Source organism: Nonomuraea jabiensis (assembly GCF_014204795.1).
GTDB classification, from domain to species: Bacteria; Actinomycetota; Actinomycetes; order Streptosporangiales; family Streptosporangiaceae; genus Nonomuraea; species Nonomuraea jabiensis.
Map to the genome: position 1 here is coordinate 10,130,133 of NZ_JACHMB010000001.1, position 21,693 is coordinate 10,151,825.

Below are 21,693 nucleotides of genomic sequence, written 5' to 3' on the forward strand. Positions count from 1 at the left end.
GTCTGGCAAGCTCGCCGTCTGACCATTGCCTGCCCGTCATGGTGATCGATAGAATTTGTGGGAGCGCTCCCAAAACCATCATTCCCCCTCAAGGAGTGCCGATCGTGCCGGAACGCCTGCTGGAAGACCTCACGGAGGACCTGTCCGACGACGACCTCGGGCTGCTCCTGCTGATCAGGCACTTCGAACGCAAGCTGCTCGACCTGTTCGGCCAGGGGCTCGTGCAGGGCACCACCCACACCTGCCTGGGGCAGGAGTACGTGCCGGTCGCGCTCGCGCCGCTGCTGGGCGAGCGGGACTTCGTCTTCAGCAATCATCGCGGGCACGGCCACTACCTGGCCCGGTTCCGGGATCCGTACGGACTGCTCGCGGAGATCACCGGGCGGGAGGGCGCGGTCTGCGGGGGCGTGGGCGGCAGCCAGCACATCCTGTCCGGCCGCTACCTGTCCACCGGGATCCAGGGCGAGAGCCTGCCGGTCGCCGCGGGCGTGGCCCTGCACCTGCGGGACGCCGAACCGGGCGCGCTGGCGCTGGCGTACATCGGCGACGGGACGTGGGGCGAGGGCGCCGTGTACGAGGCGCTCAACATGGCCGCGCTCTGGCGGCTGCCGCTGGTCGTGGTGACCGAGAACAACGGGATCGCGCAGACCACGCCGACCTCGGCGCAGCTCGCGGGCACGATCGGGGATCGGGCGCGGGCGTTCGGGTGCCGGTTCCTGCACGTGGACTCGCGGCACCCGCACGAGATCCGGGACGCGCTGCGGCCGCTGTTCGAGCGGACCAGGCAGGGTGCGGGGCCGCTGGTGGTGGAGTTCGCCACGCACCGGATCGGGCCGCACAGCAAGGGCGACGACACCCGCTCCGCCGAGGAGCTCCGGCACGCCCGCGACCACGACTGGTACCCCCTCCAGGGCGGCTCGGCCCGCTTCGCCCGCCTGGACGCCGAGGCGCGCGCGTTCGTCGAGGTGGTGGCCGGCGAGGTGCTCGGCCGGCCGCTGTCGGCGCGGGAGGGCTGAGGCGATGCGGGTCGCCGAGAGCCTCAACCGGGCGCTGCACGAGGTGCTCGCCGAGGATCCGTCCGTACGGGTGCTCGGCGAGGACGTGCTCGACCCGTACGGCGGGGCATTCAAGATCACGAAAGGGCTGTCCAGCCGGTTCCCCGGCCGGGTGCTGGCCACCCCGATCAGCGAGAACGGCATCGTCGGCGTGGCGGGCGGCCTGGCGCTCGCGGGCGGCAAGGCCATCGTCGAGATCATGTTCTCCGACTTCGTGGCGCTGGCCTTCGACCAGATCGTGAACTTCGCCAGCAAGTCGGTCTCCATGTACGGCAGACCGCTGCGGCTGCCGCTGATCGTGCGCTGCCCGTCCGGGGGCGGTCGCGGCTACGGCCCCACGCACAGCCAGAGCCTGCAGAAGCACTTCATCGGCGTGCCCGGCCTCGCCGTGTACGAGGTGTCCCCCTTCGACGACCATCGCGAGCTGTTCGGCGAGATGCTCGCGCGTGGCGAGCCGTGCCTGCTGTTCGAGGACAAGATCCTCTACACCCGGCAGGTCTTCGGCGGCGGCGTCGCGGACGATCTGTTCCAGTACGACGTGCTGCCCGGGGCCGGCGGGGTGGCCAGGGTGTACGTGGACGATCCCGAGCGGGCCGACTGCGTGATCATCGCGCCGGGCGGGCTCGCGCACCGGGCGCTGGCCGCGATGCGCACGCTGCTGCTGGAGCGGGAGATCTCCTGCCTGCTGCTCGTGCCGCGGCGCCTGTACCCCTTCGACGTGACCCCGCTGTCGCCGCTGCTGGAGCGGGCCGGCGCCGTGGTCGTCGCCGAGGAGAGCACCGCGGGCGGCACCTGGGGGGCCGAGGTGGCGCACCAGGTGCACGGCCGGCTCTGGGGGCGCCTGCGGCGTCCCGTGTCCCTCGTCCACTCGGCGGCCGGCGTGATCCCGGCGGCCGTCCATCTCGAGCGTGACGTGCTGGTGCAGGACACCGCGATCGTCCGCGCCGTACAGGAGCTCCTGCCTTGACCGAGCTGCGCGTGCCCAAGCTCAACAACAACGACACCGAGTACCTGCTGGTCGAGTGGCTGGCCGAGGACGGCGCCGCGGTGGTGAAGGGCGATCCGGTGGTGGTCCTGGAGACCTCCAAGGCGGCCGAGGAGCTGATGGCCGAGGCCGACGGCGTGCTGCGGCGGACGGCGCGGACCGGCGCGACCTGCCGGCCCGGGGACGTGATCGCGCACCTCTCCGACGGCTCGGCACCCCCGCCGTCGGCCCCCGATCCCGGTACGGCGGCCACCGATCCAGGTACGGCCGACGGCGGCTCGGGACCGATCGTCACCGCGCCCGCCCAGGCGCTGATCGACGAGCACGGCGTGGACCCGGCGCGGATCCGCGCGCTGGGCAAGAAGGTGATCAAGCAGGCCGACGTGCTGTCCCTGCTGGAGACCGGCACCGGTGACACGCAGCCGCTGCCGCCCGTCCAGCGGGCCGTGGCCGCCGCGGTCACCCGTTCCCACCAGACGATCCCGGCCGCCTTCACCGCCGTGAAGCTGGACGCCGGCCCCGCGATCGCCCGGGCCCGCGCCCTGGGCAAGGAGGTCAGGGCGCTGATCGGGCTGCCGGAGCTGCTGGTCTCGGCGGTCGCGTCGCTGCACGGGCAGTTCCCGATGTGCTTCGCCGAGCCCATGACGGCCGGCGGGCCCGGCGGCGAGCTGGCCGTGCGCCCCTCTCCCGGCCCGAACGTCGGCGTCACCGTGGACGTCGGCAACGGCCTGTACGTCCCGGTGCTGCGCGACGCCGACCGCCTGTCCGTCAAGGAGATCGCGGAGCGGCTCACGGCGTACCGGACGAAGGCGGCGCAGGGGGCCTTCCGCGAGGACGACCTGGCAGGCGGGAACATCGTCGTCACCCTGCACACCGACACGGCCGTGCTGCTCGCCGTGCCGATCGTGTTCCCCGGGCAGACGTGCGCGCTGTCGCTGTGCGCGCCGCAGCACGAGTTCGCCCTCGACTCCGCCGGGAACGTGGTGAAGCGCACCACGGTCACCCTCGGGCTCGCGTTCGATCACCGCCTCGTCAACGGGCGCGAGGCGGCGATGTTCCTGAACGCCATCCGGAAGGCCATCACCGCCTGAGCGGATCAGCCAGACCCGGTCAGCGCGCGCCGCGCCTCCTCCTCGCTCATCGCGTCGATCTCCTCGATCAGCAGGTCCTCGACGGCCTCGGCGAGCTCGGCCACGGTGCCGCAGCCGAACACCACCCGGATCGGCACCTCCACCTCCAGCATCGCCCGCAGCCGCGCCGCGACCCGGGTGGTCATCAGCGAATGCCCGCCCAGCTCCAGCAGGTCGTCCAGCACGCCGACCCGTTCGAGGCCCAGCACCTCGGCCCAGATCTCGGCGACCAGCGCCTCGCTGTCCGTGCGCGGCGCCGTGTAGTCCGTCCCGGTGACCCGGTCCGGCTCGGGCAGCGCGGCCCGGTCGAGCTTGCCCCGGGAGGTGAGCGGCAGCTCCGCCAGCCGTGACCACCGGGTGGGCACGAAGCCTCTCGGCAGCTGGCCCGCGGCGTGCGCGCGCAGCGCGGCGGGGGCGGCGGGGCCGGTGAAGTACGCCACCAGGTCCTCGCCACGCGCGGCCACGGCCACCTGACCGGCGCCGGGGTGCTCGCGCAGCGCGGCCTCCACGTCGCCGGGCTCGATGCGCACGCCGCGCACCTTGACCTGGTCGTCCAGGCGGCCCAGGAACTCCAGCTGCCCGTCCGAGCGCCACCGCGCCCGGTCACCGGTGCGCAGGCGCCGGGCGCCGGGCTCGCCGTACGGGTCGGGTTCGAAGGTGGCGGCGGTGCGGCGGGGCAGCCCGGCGTAGCCGCGGGCCACCCCGGCGCCGCCGATCGCCAGCTCGCCCGCCGCGCCCGGCGGCACCGGCTCCCCGCGGGCGTCCAGCACCCGCACCGACGTGGCCGACAGCGGCCGGCCGATCGGCGGGCGCCCGCCGGGGTCGCTCCCGTCGAGCTCGGCCCAGGTGGCGATGACCGTGGCCTCGGTCGGCCCGTACGTGTTGACCAGCCGCGCCCCCGGCCCCTCGCGATGCCATCGGGCCACGGCCGCCCCGTCGGCCTGCGAGCCGCCGAGGATCACCAGCCGCAGCGCGGGCGGCCACGCCACCTCCGAGGGCGACTCGACGAGCCGGTGCCAGTACGCGGTCGGCAGGTCCAGCACGGTGATCCGGTGCCCGTCCGGCCCGGCCAGCAGATCGGGCAGGCTCGCGGGGCCGTCCGGCAGCGGCATCACCGTCGCCCCGGACGCGAGCGCCGGGAAGATCTCCTCGACGTGGGTGTCGAAGCTCAGCGACGCGAACTGCACCACGTGGTCCCCGGGCCCCAGGCCGTACTCGCGCCGCATCCAGGCGACCCTGGCCGCCACCGAACGGTGCTCGACGAGCACCGCCTTGGGCAGCCCGGCGGACCCCGAGGTGGTCATCACGTACGCGATTCCCTTGTCCCCGCGCCCCTCGGCCACGGCGCGCACCCGGTCCTCGCCGATCAGCCAGGCGGCGCCGGCGGCGGCCATGGAGTCGGCGTGCCGGGCGGGCGGGTCGGCGGGGTCCAGCGGCAGGTACGCGGCGCCCGCCCGCCACACGCCCAGCAGCGCGGCGATCACCTCGGCGGACGGGGCCAGCCGCACGGCCACCACGTCGCCCTCCCGGACGCCGCTCTCCCGCAGGGTGCCGGCGAGCGTGCCGGCCTGCTCCCAGAGGGCCGCGTACGAGACGACCTGATCGCCGCAGCGCACGGCGGCGGCCTCCGGCGTCCGGCGCACCACGTCCGCCACCAGCTCCAGCACCCCGTCGGAGACCGGCTCGGCGGGCCCGGCGGCCAGCTCGGCCATCGCCTTCTCGTCCGCCCCGGTCCAGGCGGGAAGCCGCGAGATCGGCGTGTCCGGCCTGGTCACGGCCCCGGCCAGGAGCGTCAGGTAGCGCTCGGCGATCGTCGCCACCTCGCCGGCCTCGAACACCGCGCCGTCGTAGCCGAAGCAGATCGCCAGCTCGTCCCCCGCCGGCCAGACCTCCACCATCAGATCCACCACGATCTGCTCGTGGCGTCCCTCGAAGTCCGACACCCGGACTCCCGCGTACGCCCGGTCCTGCCCGGCGGCGTAGTCCTGCATGATGAACACGGTCGGCAGCAGCGTCTCGACGCCGCGCGCCAGCCGCTCCAGCAGCGGCGCGGGCCGGCTCATCGCGTCCAGCACCACTCTCTTGACGCGCCCGAGCAGCTCGGCGAACGTCGGGTCGCCCTCCAGGTCGCCGCGCAGCGGCAGGGTCTGGGTGAGGTAGCCGACCATCCGCTCCAGCTCGACCCGGTCCCGCCCGGCGACCACGGTGCCGACCACCATGTCCCGCTGCCCGCTGTGCCGGAACAGCAGCGCCTGGTAGGCCGCCATGAGCACCATGAACGGGGTCGCCCGGTGGGCCACGGCCAGCCGCTCGACCTCGGCGAGGTGCCGCGCGCCCAGCCGTACCCAGTGATAGCCGCCCTCCCGGACGGTCGCGCGCGCTCCCGGGCGGGCGAAGGGCAGCTCGGTGACCGGCGGCGCGGCCAGCGCCTCGGTCCAGTACGGCATGGCCTTGTCCGCCCTGCGCCGCTGCCAGCGGGCGTAGTCGCTGGACTGGATGGGCACGTCGGGCAGGCGGGCGGGGCGGCGTTCGACGGCGGCGGCGTAGTGCTCGCCCAGGTCGTCGAGCATGATCTCCAGGGAGTGCCCGTCGGCCAGGATGTGGTGCAGCGTCAGGCAGAGCACGTGATCGTCGGGCGCGATCTCGATGACGGCCACCCGCAGGGGGACGCCCGCGGCCAGGTCGAAGGCGGCGTTGGTGCGCTCGGCGACCAGCGCGCCCACCTGCTCCTCGGCCGCCGCCAGCCACTCGATCGGCGGCGCCCAGCCGGCGGGCCCGGCCACCGCCCAGGGCGTGCCGTCCTCCTCGGTGAAGGCGGTCCGCAGGCTCTCGTGCCTGGCCACGAGGGCCCCGACGGCGGCGGTGAACGCGTCGCGGTCGAGCGGGCCGCGCAGGCGCCGTACCAGGTACATCGTGTACGAGGCGTCGCCGGGCTCCAGCCGCTGGAGCATCCAGAGCCGTTCCTGCGCGGGCGACAGCGGCGCCCTCATGACCCGGCCGCCAGGTCGTCGAACAGCCCCTGGAGCTCCTCGGCGCTCAGGCCGTCCAGCTGGTCGCGCAGCGCGGCGACGTCGGCCAGGCTGAGCTCGGCGTCGTCCAGGTCGTCGAGCCGGGCGGCGAACCCGGCGATCGTCGGACGCTCGAACAGCACGACGATCGGCACCTCCAGGCCGTACCTGGCCTGGATCCTGGCGATGATCTGCGTCGCGGCCAGGGAGTGGCCGCCGAGCTCGAAGAAGTCGTCGTCGGCGCCGATGGGCTCGGTGGCGCCGAGCACCCCCGCCCAGATCTCGGCGAGGTCGGACTCGACCCCGGCGGCCGGGGCGCGGAAGGCGGCGGTGCCGGGGCGCGTCCACGACGGGGTGGGCAGGGCGGCGCGGTCGAGCTTGCCGTTGGGGGTGAGCGGCAGGGACGGCAGGGTCGTGTGCCGGACCGGGATCATGTAGTCGGGGAGCGAGGCGCGCAGCCGTTCGCGCAGCGCGGCCCAGTCCACGGCCTGCGCCCGCGGGACCAGGTAGGCCACCAGCCGCCCGTCGCGGACGGCGGCCGCGGCGTCCTTGACCTCGGCGGCCGCCCGCAGGGCGGCCTCGATCTCGCCCAGCTCGATGCGGAATCCGTGCACCTTGACCTGCTGGTCGGCGCGGCCCAGGTACTCCAGCCGGCCGGCGGGCGTGATCCTGGCCAGGTCGCCCGTGGCGTACATGCGGGCGCCGGGGGCGCCGGCGTACGGGTCGGGCAGGAAACGGGCGGCCGTCTGGCCGGACAGCCCGTGGTATCCCCGGGCGACGCCCGCGCCGCCGATGTGCAGCTCGCCGGCCTGCCCGTCGGCGACCGGCGTCCCGTTCCCGTCCAGCAGGTGGAGCGAGGTCCGCCCGATGGGCGAGCCGAGATCCACGGGCTCGGGTCCCGGCCGCACCCGGCCGGCCGTGGACCACACGGTGGTCTCGGTGGGGCCGTACACGTTCCACAGGTCGGCGCCGTCGGCCAGCAGCGCGTCCGCGAGATCGCGGGGCAGCGCCTCGCCGCCGCACAACCGGGTCCCGATCGTCGCGGGGACGCCGCCGGACTCCAGCAGGATCCGCCAGCCCGCCGGCGTCGCCTGCATGATCGTGGCCCCCTCGGCGACGGCCCGTTCGCGCAGCGCCCAGCCGTCGGAGACCTCCCCGGTGGCCGCGATCACCACCCGGCCTCCCGTGAACAGCGGCAGCAGCAGCTCCAGGACCGAGATGTCGAACGACAGCGTGGTGACGGCCAGCCACCGGTCCTCGGGCCCGATCGGCAGCAGCTCGGCGAACGACTCCAGCAGGTTCGCCACGGCCCGGTGCGGCACCGCCACCCCCTTCGGGCGGCCGGTGGACCCCGAGGTGAACATCAGGTACGCCAGCCGGTCCCCATCGGCCGCGACCCCGGCCGACGAGGCTGGAGCGCCGGCGGAAGGGGTGGGAGCACCGGCCAGAGGGCTGCCCCCGGGCGAGAGCGTGACGACGGTGGGGACGCCGTCCAGCAGCGCGGGATCGACGCCCGCCTGGGTCAGCACCAGGCCGATGCCCGCGTCCTGGCGCATCATCCGCAGCCGTCCGGCGGGGAAGGCCGGATCCAGCGGCACGTACGCCCCGCCCGCCGTCCACACGGCGAGCATCGCCACGAGCATCCCGGTGGTCCGCTCCACGCACAGCCCCACGGGCACCTCGGGCCCGACGCCGTGCCCGCGCAGCACGGCGGCCAGCTCCTCGACGCGCCGGTGCAGCTCCCGGTAGGTCACCTGACCGTCGGGGCCGGTCACGGCCACCGCGTCGGGCGCCTTGTCCAGCCACCGCCAGATCGTGCCCGCCACCCCGTTCGCGGCACTGCGCGGGGGCGACGTCGTGTCGTCACTCAACGTCGGTATCGCCTTTCAGTTTCGCAGGCTGAGCGGGCGCATGTCCGTCCAGACGGTCTCGATGTGGGCCAGGCACTCCTCCCGGGTGCCCGCGAACCCCGCGTCGGACCAGCCGGGCGGCAGTTCGCGAGCCGCGGCCCAGATGGAGTACTGCTCCTCGTGGTTGACGACCACGCGCATCTCGGCGCTCATGTGTTCTCCTCGCTGACCAGTAGCGTCTCGACCTCGCGCAGCGTCGCCTCGATCGCCTCCCGGGGCAAGAGGGAGGTGTCGGCGAGCAGGTCCAGCCGGCAGGTGTGGGTGGCGGGCCCGGCGGTGAAGAACACCTCGGCGTCCACCTCCGGCCAGGCCCCCACCGGGAAGATCCGGCCGGGGGTCGCGGGCGGGTTCGCCGGCAGGTTGGGCCAGCCCGCGGCGACCCGTACGTCGTTGAAGTAGGCGGTGGGCGGCGGGCCGATCTCCCCGATCAGGGCCCGCTGGGCGGCCGGGTCATAGCGGGCGTGCCGGTAGGTCGCCAGCACCCCCCGGTGCGCGGCCCGCACCACCTCGGCGAGCGGCTGACCCGGGACCACGTCCAGGACGAAGATCCCGTCCTGGACGAGGGTGGCCACCATGGGCGCCAGCCGGGGATCGTGCCGGTTGCCCACGATGAGCTGCAGCGCGACCGTGCCGCGGCCGGTCAGCCGGGACAGCAGCACCGCGTACGCCCCGAGCAGGACGCTGCTGGTGCTCACCCCCCAGCGCGCGGCCAGCCCCGTGGCCGCCGCGCCGAGCGCCGCCGACTCCATGCCGAGCTTGACGAACCTGGGCTCCTCGGGCGGGCCCGGCGGCGCGGCGAACAGCGGACGCGGCATCCGTTCCAGCGCCGCCCGCCAGTATCTGAGCGCCCGCTCGCCGCGCGCCGCGCCCTCGGGCGAGCGTTCCTCGGCGGCCAGGTCGAGCGGCTGCGGCACGTCCCGCGGCAGCGGCTCCCCGGACAGCAGCCGCGGCCACTCGCCGGCGATGACGTCGAGCGCCCGCCCGTCCACCGCCATGTGCGTGAACGCGAACGCCACCGCGCGCGGCCTGCCGCCGTCCATGACGACGGCGCAGCGCACCGGCAGCTCGCCGGCGTAGTCGAAGCCCTTGGCCGCGAGCTCGGCGGCGATCTCCCCGGCCAGCACCCTGGGCCGGGAGCCGGCGGCGTCGACCAGCTCGACCGTCAGCCGCCCGTCCCCGGCGACCCGCTGCACCATGCCGGTCTGCTCCGAGTCCGGGAGCCAGTTCGTCCGCAGGCTCTCATGCCGTTCGAGCAGCCGAGCGAGGGCGGCGAGGACGGCGGGCAGGTCGGGCTTGCCGTGCACCGGCAGGGCCCACGGCATGTTGAAGTACGGGTCGCCAGGGGGCAGCCACTCGGTGAGCCGCCAGATCGCCCGCTGGCCCCAGGTGAGCGGTCCCTCGCCGGACCTGGCGCCGGTGAACTCGACCGTCGCGGGTCCGGTCATGACGGGCGGCCCGCGAACCGGGACAGGTGCTCGACCAGCCCGTCGAGCGTGTCGAGGCTGCCGTCGAACTCGATGTCGAAGCCGAACGCCTCCTCGATCGCGTCGATCAGCCGGATGTAGCCCAGCGAGGTGAGGCCCAGCGCCGTCAGCGAGCAGTCGGCCGCCAGCACCTCCTCCGTGGTGAGCGCCCCGTCGCTGGCCTGGGCGACCAGCGCGGCCACGCGCTCCCTCAGCATGCCTGCCCCTGCAGGCGGGCGACCTCCGCGGCGATGCGCGTCGCGGTGGCGTCGTCGATGAACACCTCGAAGGACAGCTCCACGCCGAACCGCTCCCGGGCACTGGCCATGATCTGGGTGATCGTGAGGGAATGGCCGCCGAGGTCGAACAGGTCGTCGTCGGGTTCCACGTCGTCCAGTTCGAGCTCCTTGGCGAAGATGGCCTGGATCTCCCGTACGAGCTCGGCGGGCGCCGGCCCGTCCGCTCCCGTGCCGGCGGTGGCCATGGACGCCGCCGGGACGGGGCCGGGCAGCGGCAGCCGGTCCAGCGGCGCGTCCGGGTCCGCGGCGATCGCCGCCAGCAGCGCGACCAGATCCTCCCGGACCCGCTCGGCGCCCGCCGGGTCGAGGAGCGCCGGGTTGTACTGCAGCCGCGCCGCCGTGCCCGCCGGGTCGTCGACGATCTGCAGGTGGAGCGTGTTGCGCACCCAGCCGTTGAACATCATCCACTCCACCGACGCGCCCAGCCCGGGGAACAGCGGGCCCGTCTCCGGCCGCCGGCGGTAGCTGAGCGACACGGGGGTGAGCGCGGCGCGCGGGCCGATCCCGTCCACGGCCCTGGCCAGCGGCACCTCGCGGTGCCGGTACAACCGCCGCAGCTCGACCCGCAGGCTCCGGGCGAACTCGCCGAACGTGCCCGCCTCCGGCGCCCCGATCACGGGCAGCTCGTTGACGAAGGCGCCCACGTGGTCCCGGCTCTGTTCGGTCCGCGTGGACAGGTCCACGCCGACCGCGGGCCGCGCGTTGCCGTACGCGCGCAGCAGCGCGACGTACGCGGCCAGCACCACCTCGAAACGGGTGACCTCCAGCCGCCCGGCCGGCCCGCCGAGGTCCTCCATGACGAAGTCGAGGGCGCAGCCGGGCGCCGCGGCCACGGACACGCCGCTCAGGCCGGGCAGGTGCAGCTCCCGCTGGTCCTGCCACCGGTCCTGCCAGTAGCGCCGCGCGTCCGGCAGCGCGTCCGCCAGCCTGACCTGCTGCTGGAGCGTGACCTCCGGGTGCGTCAGCACCAGCGGCGCCGGCGCCGCACCCCCGTACCAGGAGGCCAGGTCGCGCAGCAGAATGTCCTTGGACTCCCCGTCGAACACCGCGTGATGGGCCTGGAACAGCAGCACGTGCCGCTTGGCGTCCTCCCGGATCAGCGTGAACCGCGCCGCGGGCCCTGCGACCGGATCGACCGGCCCGGCCAGCTCCTCCTCGAGGTCGCCGCCCTCGCGCATCGGCGGCACCCCCTGGGCGAGCACCCGCAGCTCACCGCCGTCCTCGGCGAGCACGCCGCCCAGCACGGGATGCCGGCGCGCCACCTCCTCACACGCCTCCCCCAAGGCCGCCACGTCGAGCGGCCCGTCCAGCCACACGGCCAGCGGCATGTGAAAGGCCCGCCCGCCGACCCCGGCCCGCTCGGTGAGCCACATCCCCTGCTGCGCAGGGGAGGCCGGCCACGATCCGGTCATCTCCCGCCTTCTTTCTCCACAGAGCCTGTTTCCATCACGGAGTCCGCCTGCTCCAGCAGATCGCGCAGGCCGGACTTGACGACCTTCCCCGAGTGGTTCCGGGGCAGGCGGTCCACGAAGATCACTCGCGCCGGCAGCTCGTGCGCGGCCAGCCTCGTCATCAGGAAGGTCCGCAGCTCCGTCACGCGTGGCGCCCGCGACCGGGGCACGACGGCGGCGGCCAGCACGGTGCCCAGCACGGGGTGCGGCACGCCGGTGACGGCCGCCTCTGCCACGTCCGGGTGCTCGTGCAGCGCGGCCTCCACCTGCACGGTCGACACCTTGTACGCCCCGGACTTGACGACGTCGCTCTCCCGGTCGACGAGGTACAGGTAGCCGTCGGCGTCCAGGTAGCCCAGATCGCCCATCCGCACCCAGCCGTCGCGGAAGGTGTGCGCGCTGGCCTGCTGGTCGCGGTAGTACGAGCGCGCGGCGGCGGGAGAGCGCAGCCAGATCTCCCCCGTCTCCCCGGCCGCCAGCGGCCTGCCGTCGGGGCCGGTGATCCGCAGCCCGCTGCCGAGCGCCGGCCGGCCCAGGGCCGCGGGCCGCGACGGGTCGTAGATCATGACGGTCTGGGCGGGCGCCGCCTCGGTCGAGGTGTAGTAGTTCGTCACGGTCGCCTTGGGGAACGCCGCTGCCAGCCGCGCGCACAGCGCCGCCGGCAGCGCGGAGGCCGCCGACCCGAGCAGGACCACGCCGGAGAAGTCGTGCCGCTCGTGCAGCCCGGCGTTGAGCAGCTCCAGGGCCATCGCCGGCACCAGGAACACGGTTCCCACCCGCCGCGACTCGATCAGCCGGGCGAACCTGCCCGGCGTGAACCGCGCCAGGGTCAGCACCGCCGGCCGCGCGTCCAGTGCGTTGATCAGCATGGCCTGGCCGGCGTTGGTGCCGATCGGGAAGGCGTGCAGGAGCAGCCGCGAATGCCCGAACCTGCGGCGATTGGCCCGGGTGGCGCTGCCGTAGGTGAGGTTGGCGTGGGTGGCCGCCACCGCCTTCGGCCGGCCCGTGGTGCCGGAGGTGTAGAGGATCTGCGCCAGATCGGCCGGCCCCGGCGGCTCGGGTTCGCGCGGGCCGGGCTCCAGCTCGTCCGGCACGGCGCTCCAGTAGGCGCCGTCCGGCGGCGCGGCCGGGCCCTTGCCGGCGTGCAGCACTCCGGTCGCCGAGCAGTGCTCCAGCATGTACGCCACCTCGGCCGGCGCGAACCGGTCGGAGATCGGCACGGCCACCCCGCCGGCCAGCTGCGTGGCGCAGTAGGCCACGGCGAAGCCGGTCCAGTTCTCGGCCCCGAACAGCAGCCCCACCCGATCGCCCCGCCGCACCCCGCGCCGGACCAGCCCGCGCGCCAGCGACTCCGCTTGCGCGTGCCACTGCGCGAAGGTCAGCGTGCCGCCCCCGGCGACCTCCAGCGCGACCCGCTCGGGCTCCTCCGCGGCCCGCCTGGCGAGCAGCTCCGGAACGATCATGCCTCACCTCCGGCGCGCCGCCGCAGCTCCGCAAAGATCATGACTCGCCTCCCGCGCGCCGCCGCAGCTGCTCGATGCCGACGAGGTCATCGGGCGGGGCGTCGGGCACCTCCCGATCGAAGCGGGCCAGCACCCTCACCCGCATCGCGCACACCGCGATCAGCGCGATGGCCAGCCCGAAGGCCACGTACATGAGCCCGATCCCGCGCCCCTCCCCCGTCCCGAGCAGCGCCCCCGCCGTCGCGGCCAGCGGCCCGTCCGGCGCCATCAGCGGCTCCAGCACCGTCGCCCCGTACGGCGCCACCAGCCCGAACCCGATCGGCAGCGTGGACCAGGCGACCAGCGTGTTGAGCGCGATGACCCGCCCGTGGAACCGCTGCGGCACCTTGACCTGGATGATCGTCGCGTACACGCCGTTGAGCAGCGTCAGGCACAGCGACATCCCGAACGCCCCCGCGGCGATCGCCACCAGATCCGCCCGCACGCCGACAAGCACGCAGAACGCCGCCAGCGCGAGCGTGAACAGCAGCACCCCGCGCAGCCGCCGCCGGCGCGGCCCGCCCCACACGGCCATCAGCAGCCCGCCGGCCAGCACGCCGATCCCGCCCGCCAGCGACACCCGCCCCACGTCCTGCAGCGTCGCGAACGACAGCACCAGCGGCGAGATCATCAGGAACAGCGGCGACAGGAACACGTTCAGGACGGCGAAGAACACCAGCATCCCGCGGAAGCCCCGGTTTCCCCAGGCCAGCCGCCAGCCGCCGACGATCTCCGCCATGACCGTCTCGCGCCGCCGCCAGGCCATGCTCCGGGGGAACCGGACCGCCAGCACCACCGCGGCCGCGAACACGTACGACAGCACGTCGATGACCAGGATGCCCTCCAGCCCGATGACCGCCATCAGCCCGACGGCCACCAGCGGCACCGCCACCTGGGCCGTGCCGGTGACGAGCTGCACCACCCCGTTGGCGTGGCCCAGGAACCGTTTGGGGACGAGTTGCGGGATCGCCGAGGCGTACGCGAAGCGCTGGAAGGTCAGCGCGACCGACAGCAGCGCGAGCAGCGGGTAGACGTGCCAGATCTCCAGGTTGCCGGTCCACAGCAGCACCCCCAGGACCAGCTGCACGCCGCCCGCGGTGACGTCGCCCGCGAGCATCACCGCGCGCCGGTCGTGCCGGTCGACGACGGCCCCGGCCAGCGGCGCGACCAGCATGCCGGGCAGCAGCCCGAGGACCGCGAACAGCGCGAAGTTCGCCAGCGAGCCGGTGGTCGTGTAGATCCACAGCGGCACGGCGAACTCGGTCAGCGCCGACCCCAGGATCGACACCAGCTGCCCGGCCGCGACCAGCGCGAACCGCCCCATGCCCGGCCGCGCCTGGCGTTCCGTCGAGGGGGCCGTCGAGGGGGCCGTCGAGGGGGCCGTCGAGGGGGCCGGGGAGTCTCCGGAGGACACGCCCTCCAGCCACCACGTCGATCGCGGCGTGCGCGCCAGCGGCTCGGTACGTCCCTCGGCGATGGCGCGGTGCGTGCCGGTCACGATGGCCGCCAGTTCCTCCGCCCGATATTTCAGGAAGAAGTGCCCGGCCTCGTCCAGCACGACCAGGGCCGTCAGCTCCGACAGCACGTGCCATTCGCGGTAACGCTCCTGGTAGAACTCCATCGCCGGGTCACGCTCGCCCGCCAGCGCGATCACCGGCGCCCGCAGCGGGGCCCCGTCCGCCCCAGCCGCGGCCTCCTCGAACATGCGGGTGAAGTACCGCTCCGCCTGCCGGGTGCCGCGCCGCCGGTTGCGGACCATGAGGTCGAGCTGTTCGCGCCCGACCTCCTCCACGTCCAGGCCGGCGGAGCGCAGGTCGTCGATCCAGGCCTGGTTGCCGCGGATGCGCTCCATGAGCTCGGTCAGGCCCGACAGGCGGCCGCGGGGGCGGGCGAAGGGGAAGACGCCGCCGAGGTACACCGCCTCGACCTCGCGGCCGGCGTCCTCCAGCCTGCGGGCGATCTCGGCGGCCAGCATCACGCCGAGGCCGCAGTGGCCGTACAGGGTGATAGGGCCCTCGATGCCGTCGAGGATCTCCTGCACGCACCCGTCGGCGACCTCGTCCAGCGGCCGGGCCTCCTCGCCCAGCTCGTGCCCCGGCACCGCGATCGAGTACAGCGCCCAGTCGGCCGGCAGCGCGTCGGCCAGCGGCTGGTAGATGACCGCGCTGCCGCCCCCGTACGGCGCGCAGACCAGCGTCGAGGTGGGCGTCCTGGCGGGGGTGAGCCGGTGCAGCAGGTGGCGCGGGCCGTCGCCGGCCGACTCCAGCAGCGCGGCCAGCTCGCGTACGGTGCGGTGCTTGAACAGGTCGAGCACGGTGACGGAACGCTCCGGCACCTCCTGCCTGAGCCGGGCCACCACCCGCATGGCCAGCAGGGAGTGGCCGCCGAGCTCGAAGAAGTCGTCCGTGGCGCCGACCTCGGTGACGCCGAGCAGTTCGGCCCACACGGCGGCGACCGTCTGTTCGGCGGCGGTCCGCGGCGGCTCGAACCGGCCGGTCGTCTCCGGCGCCGGGTCGGGCAGGGCGGCCCGGTCCACCTTGCCGTGCGACTTCAGCGGCGGCGGCTCGTCCAGCCACACGTACCGGGCGGGGATCATGTAGTCGGGCAGCCGCTCGGCCAGCCAGGTGCGTATCTCGGCGGCCTCGGGCCGGACCTCACCGGCCGCACCGGCATCGGCGGCATCGGCGGCGTCGGCGGCATCGGCGGCATCGGCGGCATCGGCGGCATCGGCGGCATCGGCGGCATCGGCGAGGAGGTACGCCACGAGGAGACCGCCGCGCATGTCGGCGATCGCCGACGTCACGCCGGGACAGCGGCCGAGCACCGACTCGACCTCGGCCAGCTCCACCCGGTAGCCGCGGATCTTCACCTGCAGGTCGCGGCGGCCGAGGAACTCCAGGTTCCCGTCGGGTAGGTGGCGGGCCAGGTCGCCGGTGCGGTACATGCGAGCGCCGGGCGGGCCGTACGGGTCGGGCAGGAACCGTTCCGCGGTCAGGGCGGGACGGTCGAGATAGCCCCTGGCCAGCCGGTCCCCGCCGAGGTACAGCTCCCCGGCGACGCCGACCGGCACCGGCTCCAGATGCTCGTCCAGCACGTACGCCCGAGCCCCCGGCAGCGGCCTGCCGATGGGGAGCGTGGTGGTGGTGCCGCCGGTGCTCTCGACCGGGTAGGTGGTGACGCCGACCGTCGCCTCGGTCGGACCGTAGTGGTTGACGACCCGGCAGCGCCCGGCGGCGGCCAGCTCCTCCGCCCAGTCGCGGGGCGCCGCCTCGCCGCCGAGGATCAGCAGCTTGCGCGGCAGCACGTCGGCCTGCAACGCGGCCAGATGGGACGGGGTGATCTTGAGGTAGTCGATGCCGGCGTCCCGGACGTACTCGGCCAGCTCGTGCCCCGCCGTGCGCGGCGGGATGATGTGCAGCGTCCCGCCGGTCATCAGGCACGCGTAGAAGACCGTCACCCCGAAGTCGAAGGCCAGCGACTGCAGCAGCCCGTACGAACCGCCGGGTTCGATCCCCAGCCGCTCCCGCAGGCCCGCGAGATACACCAGCGCCTGCCGGTGCTGGATCGCCACGCCCTTGGGCCTGCCGGTGGTGCCGGAGGTGTAGATGACGTAGGCCAGGTCGTCGGGGGTCACGTCATGAGGGACCGGCGCCTCGTCGCCGTCGGGCTCGTCGAGGCCGACCGTGACCAGCCCGTCGGGTAACCGCCCTCTGGAGGACGGATCGGTCACCGCGATCCGTACCTCGGCGTCCCGCACCACATAGGCCAGCCGCTCGGGCGGATGCTCCGGATCCAGCGGCAGGTACGCGGCCCCCGCCTTGAGCACGCCGAGCACCGCCACGGCCAGTCCGGCCGACTGCTCCAGGCACAGCGCCACCCGTTCCCCGGGCCCGGCGCCGAGGGCCCTCAGCCGCCGGGCCAGCCGGTCGGCGCGGGCGCCGAGCTCCCCGTACGTGAGCGAGACGTCCCCCGCGACCACCGCGACCGCCGCCGGATCCTGCCCGTCGACGACCTCGTGCAGCAGCCGGATCCCGGCGGGCGGCGCCGGCTCGGCGACCCCGAGCTCCAGCACGCGCCGCCGCTCGTCCGGGCCGAGCAGCGGCAACCGGGAGATCGGCAGCGCGGGGTCGGCGACCGCCGCCCGCAGGAGCGTCTCCAGGCATCCCGCCAGCCGCCGCGCCGTGTCCTCCCGGAACAGCGCGGTGCTGTACGTGAGCTGCCCGTGCAGCCCGCCGCCGCCCTCGAAGAGGTAGAGCGCCAGGTCGAACCGGCTGGCCACGGTCGGGATCGGGTACGGCTCCGCGCCCAGCCCGGAGGTGTCCAGGGTCCGGCCGCGATAGTTCTGCAGCGCGAACATGGTCTGGTAGACCGGCGTGCGGCTGACGTCCCGCTCCACGGACAGCTCGGTGACGAGCCGGTCGAACGGCAGCGCCTGATGCGCGAAGGCGTCCAGGGTGGAGTCGCGGACCCGGCCGAGCAGCTCGCCGAAGGTGGGGTCGCCGCGCAGGTCGGCCCGGATCGCCAGGGTGTTGATGAACGGCCCGACGACCGTCTCCAGCTCCGGCAGCTCCCGCCCGGACACCGGCGACCCCACCGCGAAGTCGTCCTGCCCGGCGAACCGGCCGAGCAGCACCTGGAAGGCGGCCAGCAGCGTCATGTACGGCGTGGCCCGGTGCGCCTTGCCCAGCTCCGCGATCGACGCGGTGAGGGCGGGGTCCACGACGACGTCCACGGCGGCGCCGGCCCAGCGCTGCTCGGCGGGCCGGGGCAGGTCGGTCGGCAGCTCCAGCGCGGGCACCCCGTCCAGCCGGGACACCCAGTAGCGCACGTCGTCGTCGAAGGTCCGGCCGCGCTGCCAGTGCGCGTAGTCGCCGAACTGCAGCGGCACCGGCGCCAGCTCGCGGCCCGCGTGCAGCGCCAGCAGCTCCTGGAACAGGATGTCGCACGACCAGCCGTCGGTGATCGCGTGGTGCATGGTGAGCAGCAGCACGTGCTCACGCGTGGTTTCCTCGGGGGCCGAGCGCACGAGCAGGGCGCGCAGCAGCGGCGGGCGGGCCAGGTCGAACGGCCGGGTCAGCTCCCGGTCGATCTCGCCGGGGTCGTCGGTGACGCGGAACTCCACGACCGGCTCCTCGGCGACCACCGCCTCCGGGCGGCCGTCCGGGGTGGTGACCAGGCTGGTACGCAGGCTCTCATGCCGCCGGGTGAGCTCCGTCAGGGCCCTGGCCAGGGCGTTCTCGTCGAGCTCACCGGTCAGGCGGACCGCGAACGGCACGGTGTAGGCGGCCGTGCCCGGGGCGTACTGCTCAAGGAACCACAATCGCTCCTGCATGGCCGACGGCGGCGGCGCGGTGCCGGGGTCACGGCGGGGGACGCTGACCTTGGTGCCGCGCGCCCGCAGGCGACGCTCCAGCAGGGCCTGCTTGGCCGGTGAAAGGGAGCTCCTGGTCACGCGTCTTTCTCCTCGGAACACGCGGTCGTACACGTACGGAGGTCCGCGACGATGACGCGGATGTGTTGCAGCCGGGGCGGCGAAGCCTGGATGAGGCCGTGGGAACGCTCCCACGAGGGAGGCTAGGTTTCGGCTCCTTCGAGGTCAAGGGCTAGATCCGCATTTCCGAATGCCCACCGTGGTCTAACAAGAACAATTCGCGATGTGCGCACGTCAACCCGGCGATTCTGTGCACCTTGTCTTTCGGGTCCTTGACAGTCCGGAAACATCTTCGTCATATATCTGGGAGCGCTCCCACAGCGTGTCATCAACTCTGACCTGCGCGCGCAAGGAAGGCGAGCGGCCGCGCCCTTTGAACCGCCCCCGCGCACGGGTCACCTGCCGCGAACCCCTGAGGTTCTGGGAGCAGGGTTGGCCCATGATTACCGAGTACGCCGAGCGCGTGTGGCGCGGCGAATCGGACGACAGCGTCGTGGACGCGGGGCTGCAGAGCAAGGGCGTTCAGCCGATCGCCGAGGGTGTCGGTTGGTGGCCGGGGTTCGGCAATGTGACCGCATTCGAGACCGAGGGCGAGTTGGTACTGTTCGATGACATAACGCTCGAATGGGTCAACAACCGCTTTATATGAATAAATCGTGGCCAAAGGCCCCGATTCCTCGAACGGCCCCGTCCCGAAGACGTGGTCGACGTGCCCATGCGAGTAGAAAGCCGTGGCCAGCGGAGCCCGCGTCCAGGCCCTGACATCCTCGTGCAATTTCGCCGCCGAGAACGCGCTCCCGGTGCGTCGCCCGGACGGCCGGGCGCCTGCGCGGCGTCAGGCGCGCTCGAAGGGAAGCACTTCCGTCAGATGGAGGATCAAGGCCCCCGGGTTCCTGGTCTGCGTCATGATCCTGCCGGCCCGGTGAACTCGAAGACCAGCCCTTCGCCCGACTTGAGCGATTGGACCGTCTTCCCTTCGACCGCCCGCCGCAGATTGCTCTTGACCGTCTCGTCGTAGGCGACCAGGTGCCCGGAGTCCGCCACGACCTGCTGCCCGGCTGCCAGCTCGATCAGGTCCATCGCGCCGTAGCAGCCGAGCACGACGACGCCGTCGCCCTGGCTTTGATGAGGAAGCCGCCCTCGCTGTCGATGAGGTTGGACATGCCGCCCCACTTGGTGGCGATCTCCACGCCGTCGCTGGAGGCGATCCACGATCCCCTGGTCAGCAGGAGCGCGTTGTCGCGCCGTACCTCGGCGGCCTGGAGATCGCCCGGCAGGTCGCACACGATTCGTTGACAACCCGTGAACGCCGTGACCTGGATCAGGTTGATCGCCTGGCCGACCTCGCGGCCCCACCGACGGAACCCGGCAACGACCGGCGTGGCCGCTGCGACTGGAGGCGGTGAACGGCCCGTCCGGAGGCGTCCGTCGCCTCGCCTGGGGTCCCGGCACGCGCGAGGAGTTGCACCGTGTCCTGCCGGTTGCGGCGTCGTACGGCCTGCCGTCCGGCGGTGGAAGGTGTGCTCGCCGTCGCCCTTACCGAGGGACCCTCGCGCGCCCGCAGGCTCATTTACCCCCAGGGGGTATATTGGGCACCGAGGTCGTGCGGGTGGGTGTCGAAGGTGTTGGAACGAGCCGGATTCAAGATCATTTCGGCACGATTGGAAGGAGACAAGGACATGACGATCCACGTCGAGGTGATCGAGACCTCTTCCCTGGGGGACCGCAGTTATCTGGCCCACGACGGGCGCGTCGCGGTGGTGGTCGATCCGCAGCGCGACATCGACCGCGTCCTGGCCCTCGCCGGGCGCCTGGGGGTGCGCGTCACCCACGTGGTGGAGACCCATCTGCACAACGACTACGTCTCCGGCGGTCTGGCGCTGGCGCGGGTGAGCGGGGCGGCGTACCTGGTGGGCGGGGCCGAGGAGGTCGGTTTCGACCGCGTGCCGGTCGCGGGCGGAGATCGGATCGCCGTCTCCGAGCGGATGTGGCTGGACGTGGTGAGCACACCGGGACACACGTTCCACCATCTGTCCTACGTGCTGGCCGGGCCGGGCGGTCCGGAGGGGGTGTTCACCGGGGGCTCGCTGTTGTTCGGCGGCACCGGGCGTACCGACCTGCTGGGCGCCGAGCACGCCCGCACCCTGGCCCGCCACCAACACGCCTCCGCGCGGCGGCTGTCCGACCTGCTGCCCGACGGCGCGCGGCTCTGGCCCACGCACGGGTTCGGCAGCTTCTGCGCGGCCACGCCGTCCGGCGCGTCCGCCTCGACCATCGGCCGGGAGAAGGACGTCAACGCGGTGCTGCGGATGGAGGCCGACGACTTCGTCACCCACCTCCTGGAAGGGCTGGACGCCTACCCCGCCTATTACGCCCACATGGGCGCGCGCAACGCCGCCGGCGCGGAGCCGATCGACCTGACCCCGGCGCGGCCGGCCGACAGCGCGGAGCTGCTGGCCCGCCTGCGGGCGGGTGAGTGGGTGGTGGACCTGCGCTCGCGCAAGGCGTTCGCGGACCGGCACCTGGCCGGCACGCTCAGCTTCGGCCTGGACGGGCCGATGGCGACCTGGCTGGGCTGGCTGGCCCCCTGGGGTACGCCCCTCACGCTGCTCGGCGAGTCCGCCGAACAGGTGGCCGCCGCCCAGCGCGAGCTGGCCCGCATCGGCATAGACCGTCCGGCCGCCGCGTCGACCGGCACCGTCGAGCAGTGGGCCGGGCACGACCCGGACCTGATCGCCGACCTGACCACCGCGACCTTCTCCGACCTGGCCGCCGCCCGCACGGGCGAACCGGCCACTGCGCGCGCGGGTGAGCCGACCGGCGCTCGTGCGGGCGAGCCGGCCGGTGGCCTGACTGTCCTGGATGTGCGGATGGGCAACGAATGGCGGGCCGGCCACGTGGCCGGCGCCGTGCACATCCCGCTGCCCGAACTGCCGGGGCGCCTGGCCGAGGTGCCGGAGGGAACGGTGTGGGTGCACTGCGGCAGCGGCTACCGGGCCGCGGCGGCCGCGAGCCTGCTGGCCCGCAGCGGCCGCCAGGTGGTCCACATCGACGACGCCTACTCCCACGCCGCCGACGCCGGCCTGCCCATCACCACCTCCGACGACAAGCCTTCTTGACCGCCTTCGGTTCCTCCAAGCAGGGCCAGGCCGAGCGCTCGAGCCGGTCGGCCCTGCGGACGCCGAAAGCACGCGATTGTAGTCACGATGACCCGTAAAGCAGCTTTAGTCACAATGGCAACGCATGAATGGTCTGCCCCACCTGTGCAGAGAGCGTAGGGCGTGGAAGCGACGGCCTCGATTTTTTGCCAAGTGTCAGAATCCCTACAGGCGCGGCATTTCAGCCCCACTCAGCCACCCACACCCTCGAATCCGATTTGCACTACTTGCACTATCTATGGCTATATGTCTATCTTTTGCCTAGTCGCGGCACACATGTGGCGCCCTTTGGCCGCATCGT

General features: G+C 73.6%; 15 protein-coding genes. 4 read left to right on the forward strand and 11 right to left on the reverse strand.

The features are described 5' to 3' along the window. Window positions 1-104: 104 nt before the first annotated feature. Genes HD596_RS46415 through HD596_RS46425 form a run of 3 tightly spaced genes read left to right on the forward strand, consistent with a single transcriptional unit; the run spans window position 105 to window position 3,131 of the window. The gene (locus HD596_RS46415; RefSeq protein ID WP_313046368.1) at window positions 105-1,016 is read left to right on the forward strand and encodes a thiamine pyrophosphate-dependent dehydrogenase E1 component subunit alpha; all 912 of its coding nucleotides are present in this window, start codon (window positions 105-107) and stop codon (window positions 1,014-1,016) included. A 4-nt stretch (window positions 1,017-1,020) separates the two neighbouring features. Beyond that, complete coding sequence (locus HD596_RS46420; RefSeq protein WP_185075703.1) at window positions 1,021-2,022, forward strand: alpha-ketoacid dehydrogenase subunit beta; 1,002 nt, start codon at window positions 1,021-1,023, stop codon at window positions 2,020-2,022. Further along, on the forward strand, window positions 2,019-3,131 hold the full coding sequence (locus tag HD596_RS46425) for a 2-oxo acid dehydrogenase subunit E2 (RefSeq protein WP_185075704.1): 1,113 nt from the start codon (window positions 2,019-2,021) through the stop codon (window positions 3,129-3,131). The genes HD596_RS46420 and HD596_RS46425 overlap by 4 nt, the downstream gene beginning before the upstream one ends. Window positions 3,132-3,136: 5 nt before the next feature. Here the strand turns inward: HD596_RS46425 and HD596_RS46430 are convergent, their stop codons facing one another. The 11 genes from HD596_RS46430 to HD596_RS46480 all read right to left on the reverse strand — a co-directional run bounded on the left by HD596_RS46430 (window position 3,137) and on the right by HD596_RS46480 (window position 19,520). After that, window positions 3,137-6,160, reverse strand: coding sequence for a non-ribosomal peptide synthetase (locus HD596_RS46430; protein ID WP_185075705.1), 3,024 nt, complete (start codon window positions 6,158-6,160; stop codon window positions 3,137-3,139). Next, entirely contained in the window at window positions 6,157-8,049 is a 1,893-nt protein-coding gene (locus tag HD596_RS46435) for a non-ribosomal peptide synthetase (protein ID WP_185075706.1), read from the reverse strand. Before HD596_RS46435 ends, HD596_RS46430 begins: the two co-directional genes overlap by 4 nt. A 15-nt stretch (window positions 8,050-8,064) precedes the next feature. After that, complete coding sequence (locus tag HD596_RS46440; RefSeq protein WP_185075707.1) at window positions 8,065-8,241, reverse strand: MbtH family protein; 177 nt, start codon at window positions 8,239-8,241, stop codon at window positions 8,065-8,067. Beyond that, window positions 8,238-9,533: a condensation domain-containing protein gene (locus tag HD596_RS46445; RefSeq protein WP_185075708.1), complete on the reverse strand. Its 1,296-nt coding sequence runs from the start codon at window positions 9,531-9,533 to the stop codon at window positions 8,238-8,240. The genes HD596_RS46440 and HD596_RS46445 overlap by 4 nt, the downstream gene beginning before the upstream one ends. Then, window positions 9,530-9,769, reverse strand: coding sequence for a phosphopantetheine-binding protein (locus HD596_RS46450; RefSeq protein WP_185075709.1), 240 nt, complete (start codon window positions 9,767-9,769; stop codon window positions 9,530-9,532). The genes HD596_RS46445 and HD596_RS46450 overlap by 4 nt, the downstream gene beginning before the upstream one ends. Then, entirely contained in the window at window positions 9,763-11,262 is a 1,500-nt protein-coding gene (locus HD596_RS46455; protein ID WP_185075710.1) for a condensation domain-containing protein, read from the reverse strand. The genes HD596_RS46450 and HD596_RS46455 overlap by 7 nt, the downstream gene beginning before the upstream one ends. After that, window positions 11,259-12,764, reverse strand: a complete 1,506-nt coding sequence (locus HD596_RS46460; RefSeq protein WP_185075711.1) for a class I adenylate-forming enzyme family protein — start codon at window positions 12,762-12,764, stop codon at window positions 11,259-11,261. The genes HD596_RS46455 and HD596_RS46460 overlap by 4 nt, the downstream gene beginning before the upstream one ends. Before the next feature lie 37 nt (window positions 12,765-12,801). Then, window positions 12,802-18,255 carry a non-ribosomal peptide synthetase/MFS transporter gene (locus tag HD596_RS46465; RefSeq protein WP_185075712.1) on the reverse strand — a complete coding sequence of 1,818 codons (5,454 nt, stop codon included), beginning with the start codon at window positions 18,253-18,255 and terminating at the stop codon, window positions 12,802-12,804. A 307-nt stretch (window positions 18,256-18,562) separates the two neighbouring features. Beyond that, window positions 18,563-19,009 (reverse strand): MBL fold metallo-hydrolase, encoded by a 447-nt coding sequence (locus HD596_RS65310; protein WP_185075713.1) that lies wholly within the window; start codon window positions 19,007-19,009, stop codon window positions 18,563-18,565. A gap of 128 nt (window positions 19,010-19,137) precedes the next feature. After that, entirely contained in the window at window positions 19,138-19,335 is a 198-nt protein-coding gene (locus HD596_RS46475; protein ID WP_185075714.1) for an AIM24 family protein, read from the reverse strand. Beyond that, the gene (locus HD596_RS46480; protein ID WP_185075715.1) at window positions 19,305-19,520 is read right to left on the reverse strand and encodes an AIM24 family protein; all 216 of its coding nucleotides are present in this window, start codon (window positions 19,518-19,520) and stop codon (window positions 19,305-19,307) included. Before HD596_RS46480 ends, HD596_RS46475 begins: the two co-directional genes overlap by 31 nt. Window positions 19,521-19,913: 393 nt before the next feature. Between HD596_RS46480 and HD596_RS46485 the strand changes: the two genes are divergently transcribed. Further along, complete coding sequence (locus tag HD596_RS46485; protein WP_185075716.1) at window positions 19,914-21,353, forward strand: MBL fold metallo-hydrolase; 1,440 nt, start codon at window positions 19,914-19,916, stop codon at window positions 21,351-21,353. Window positions 21,354-21,693: the final 340 nt, after the last annotated feature.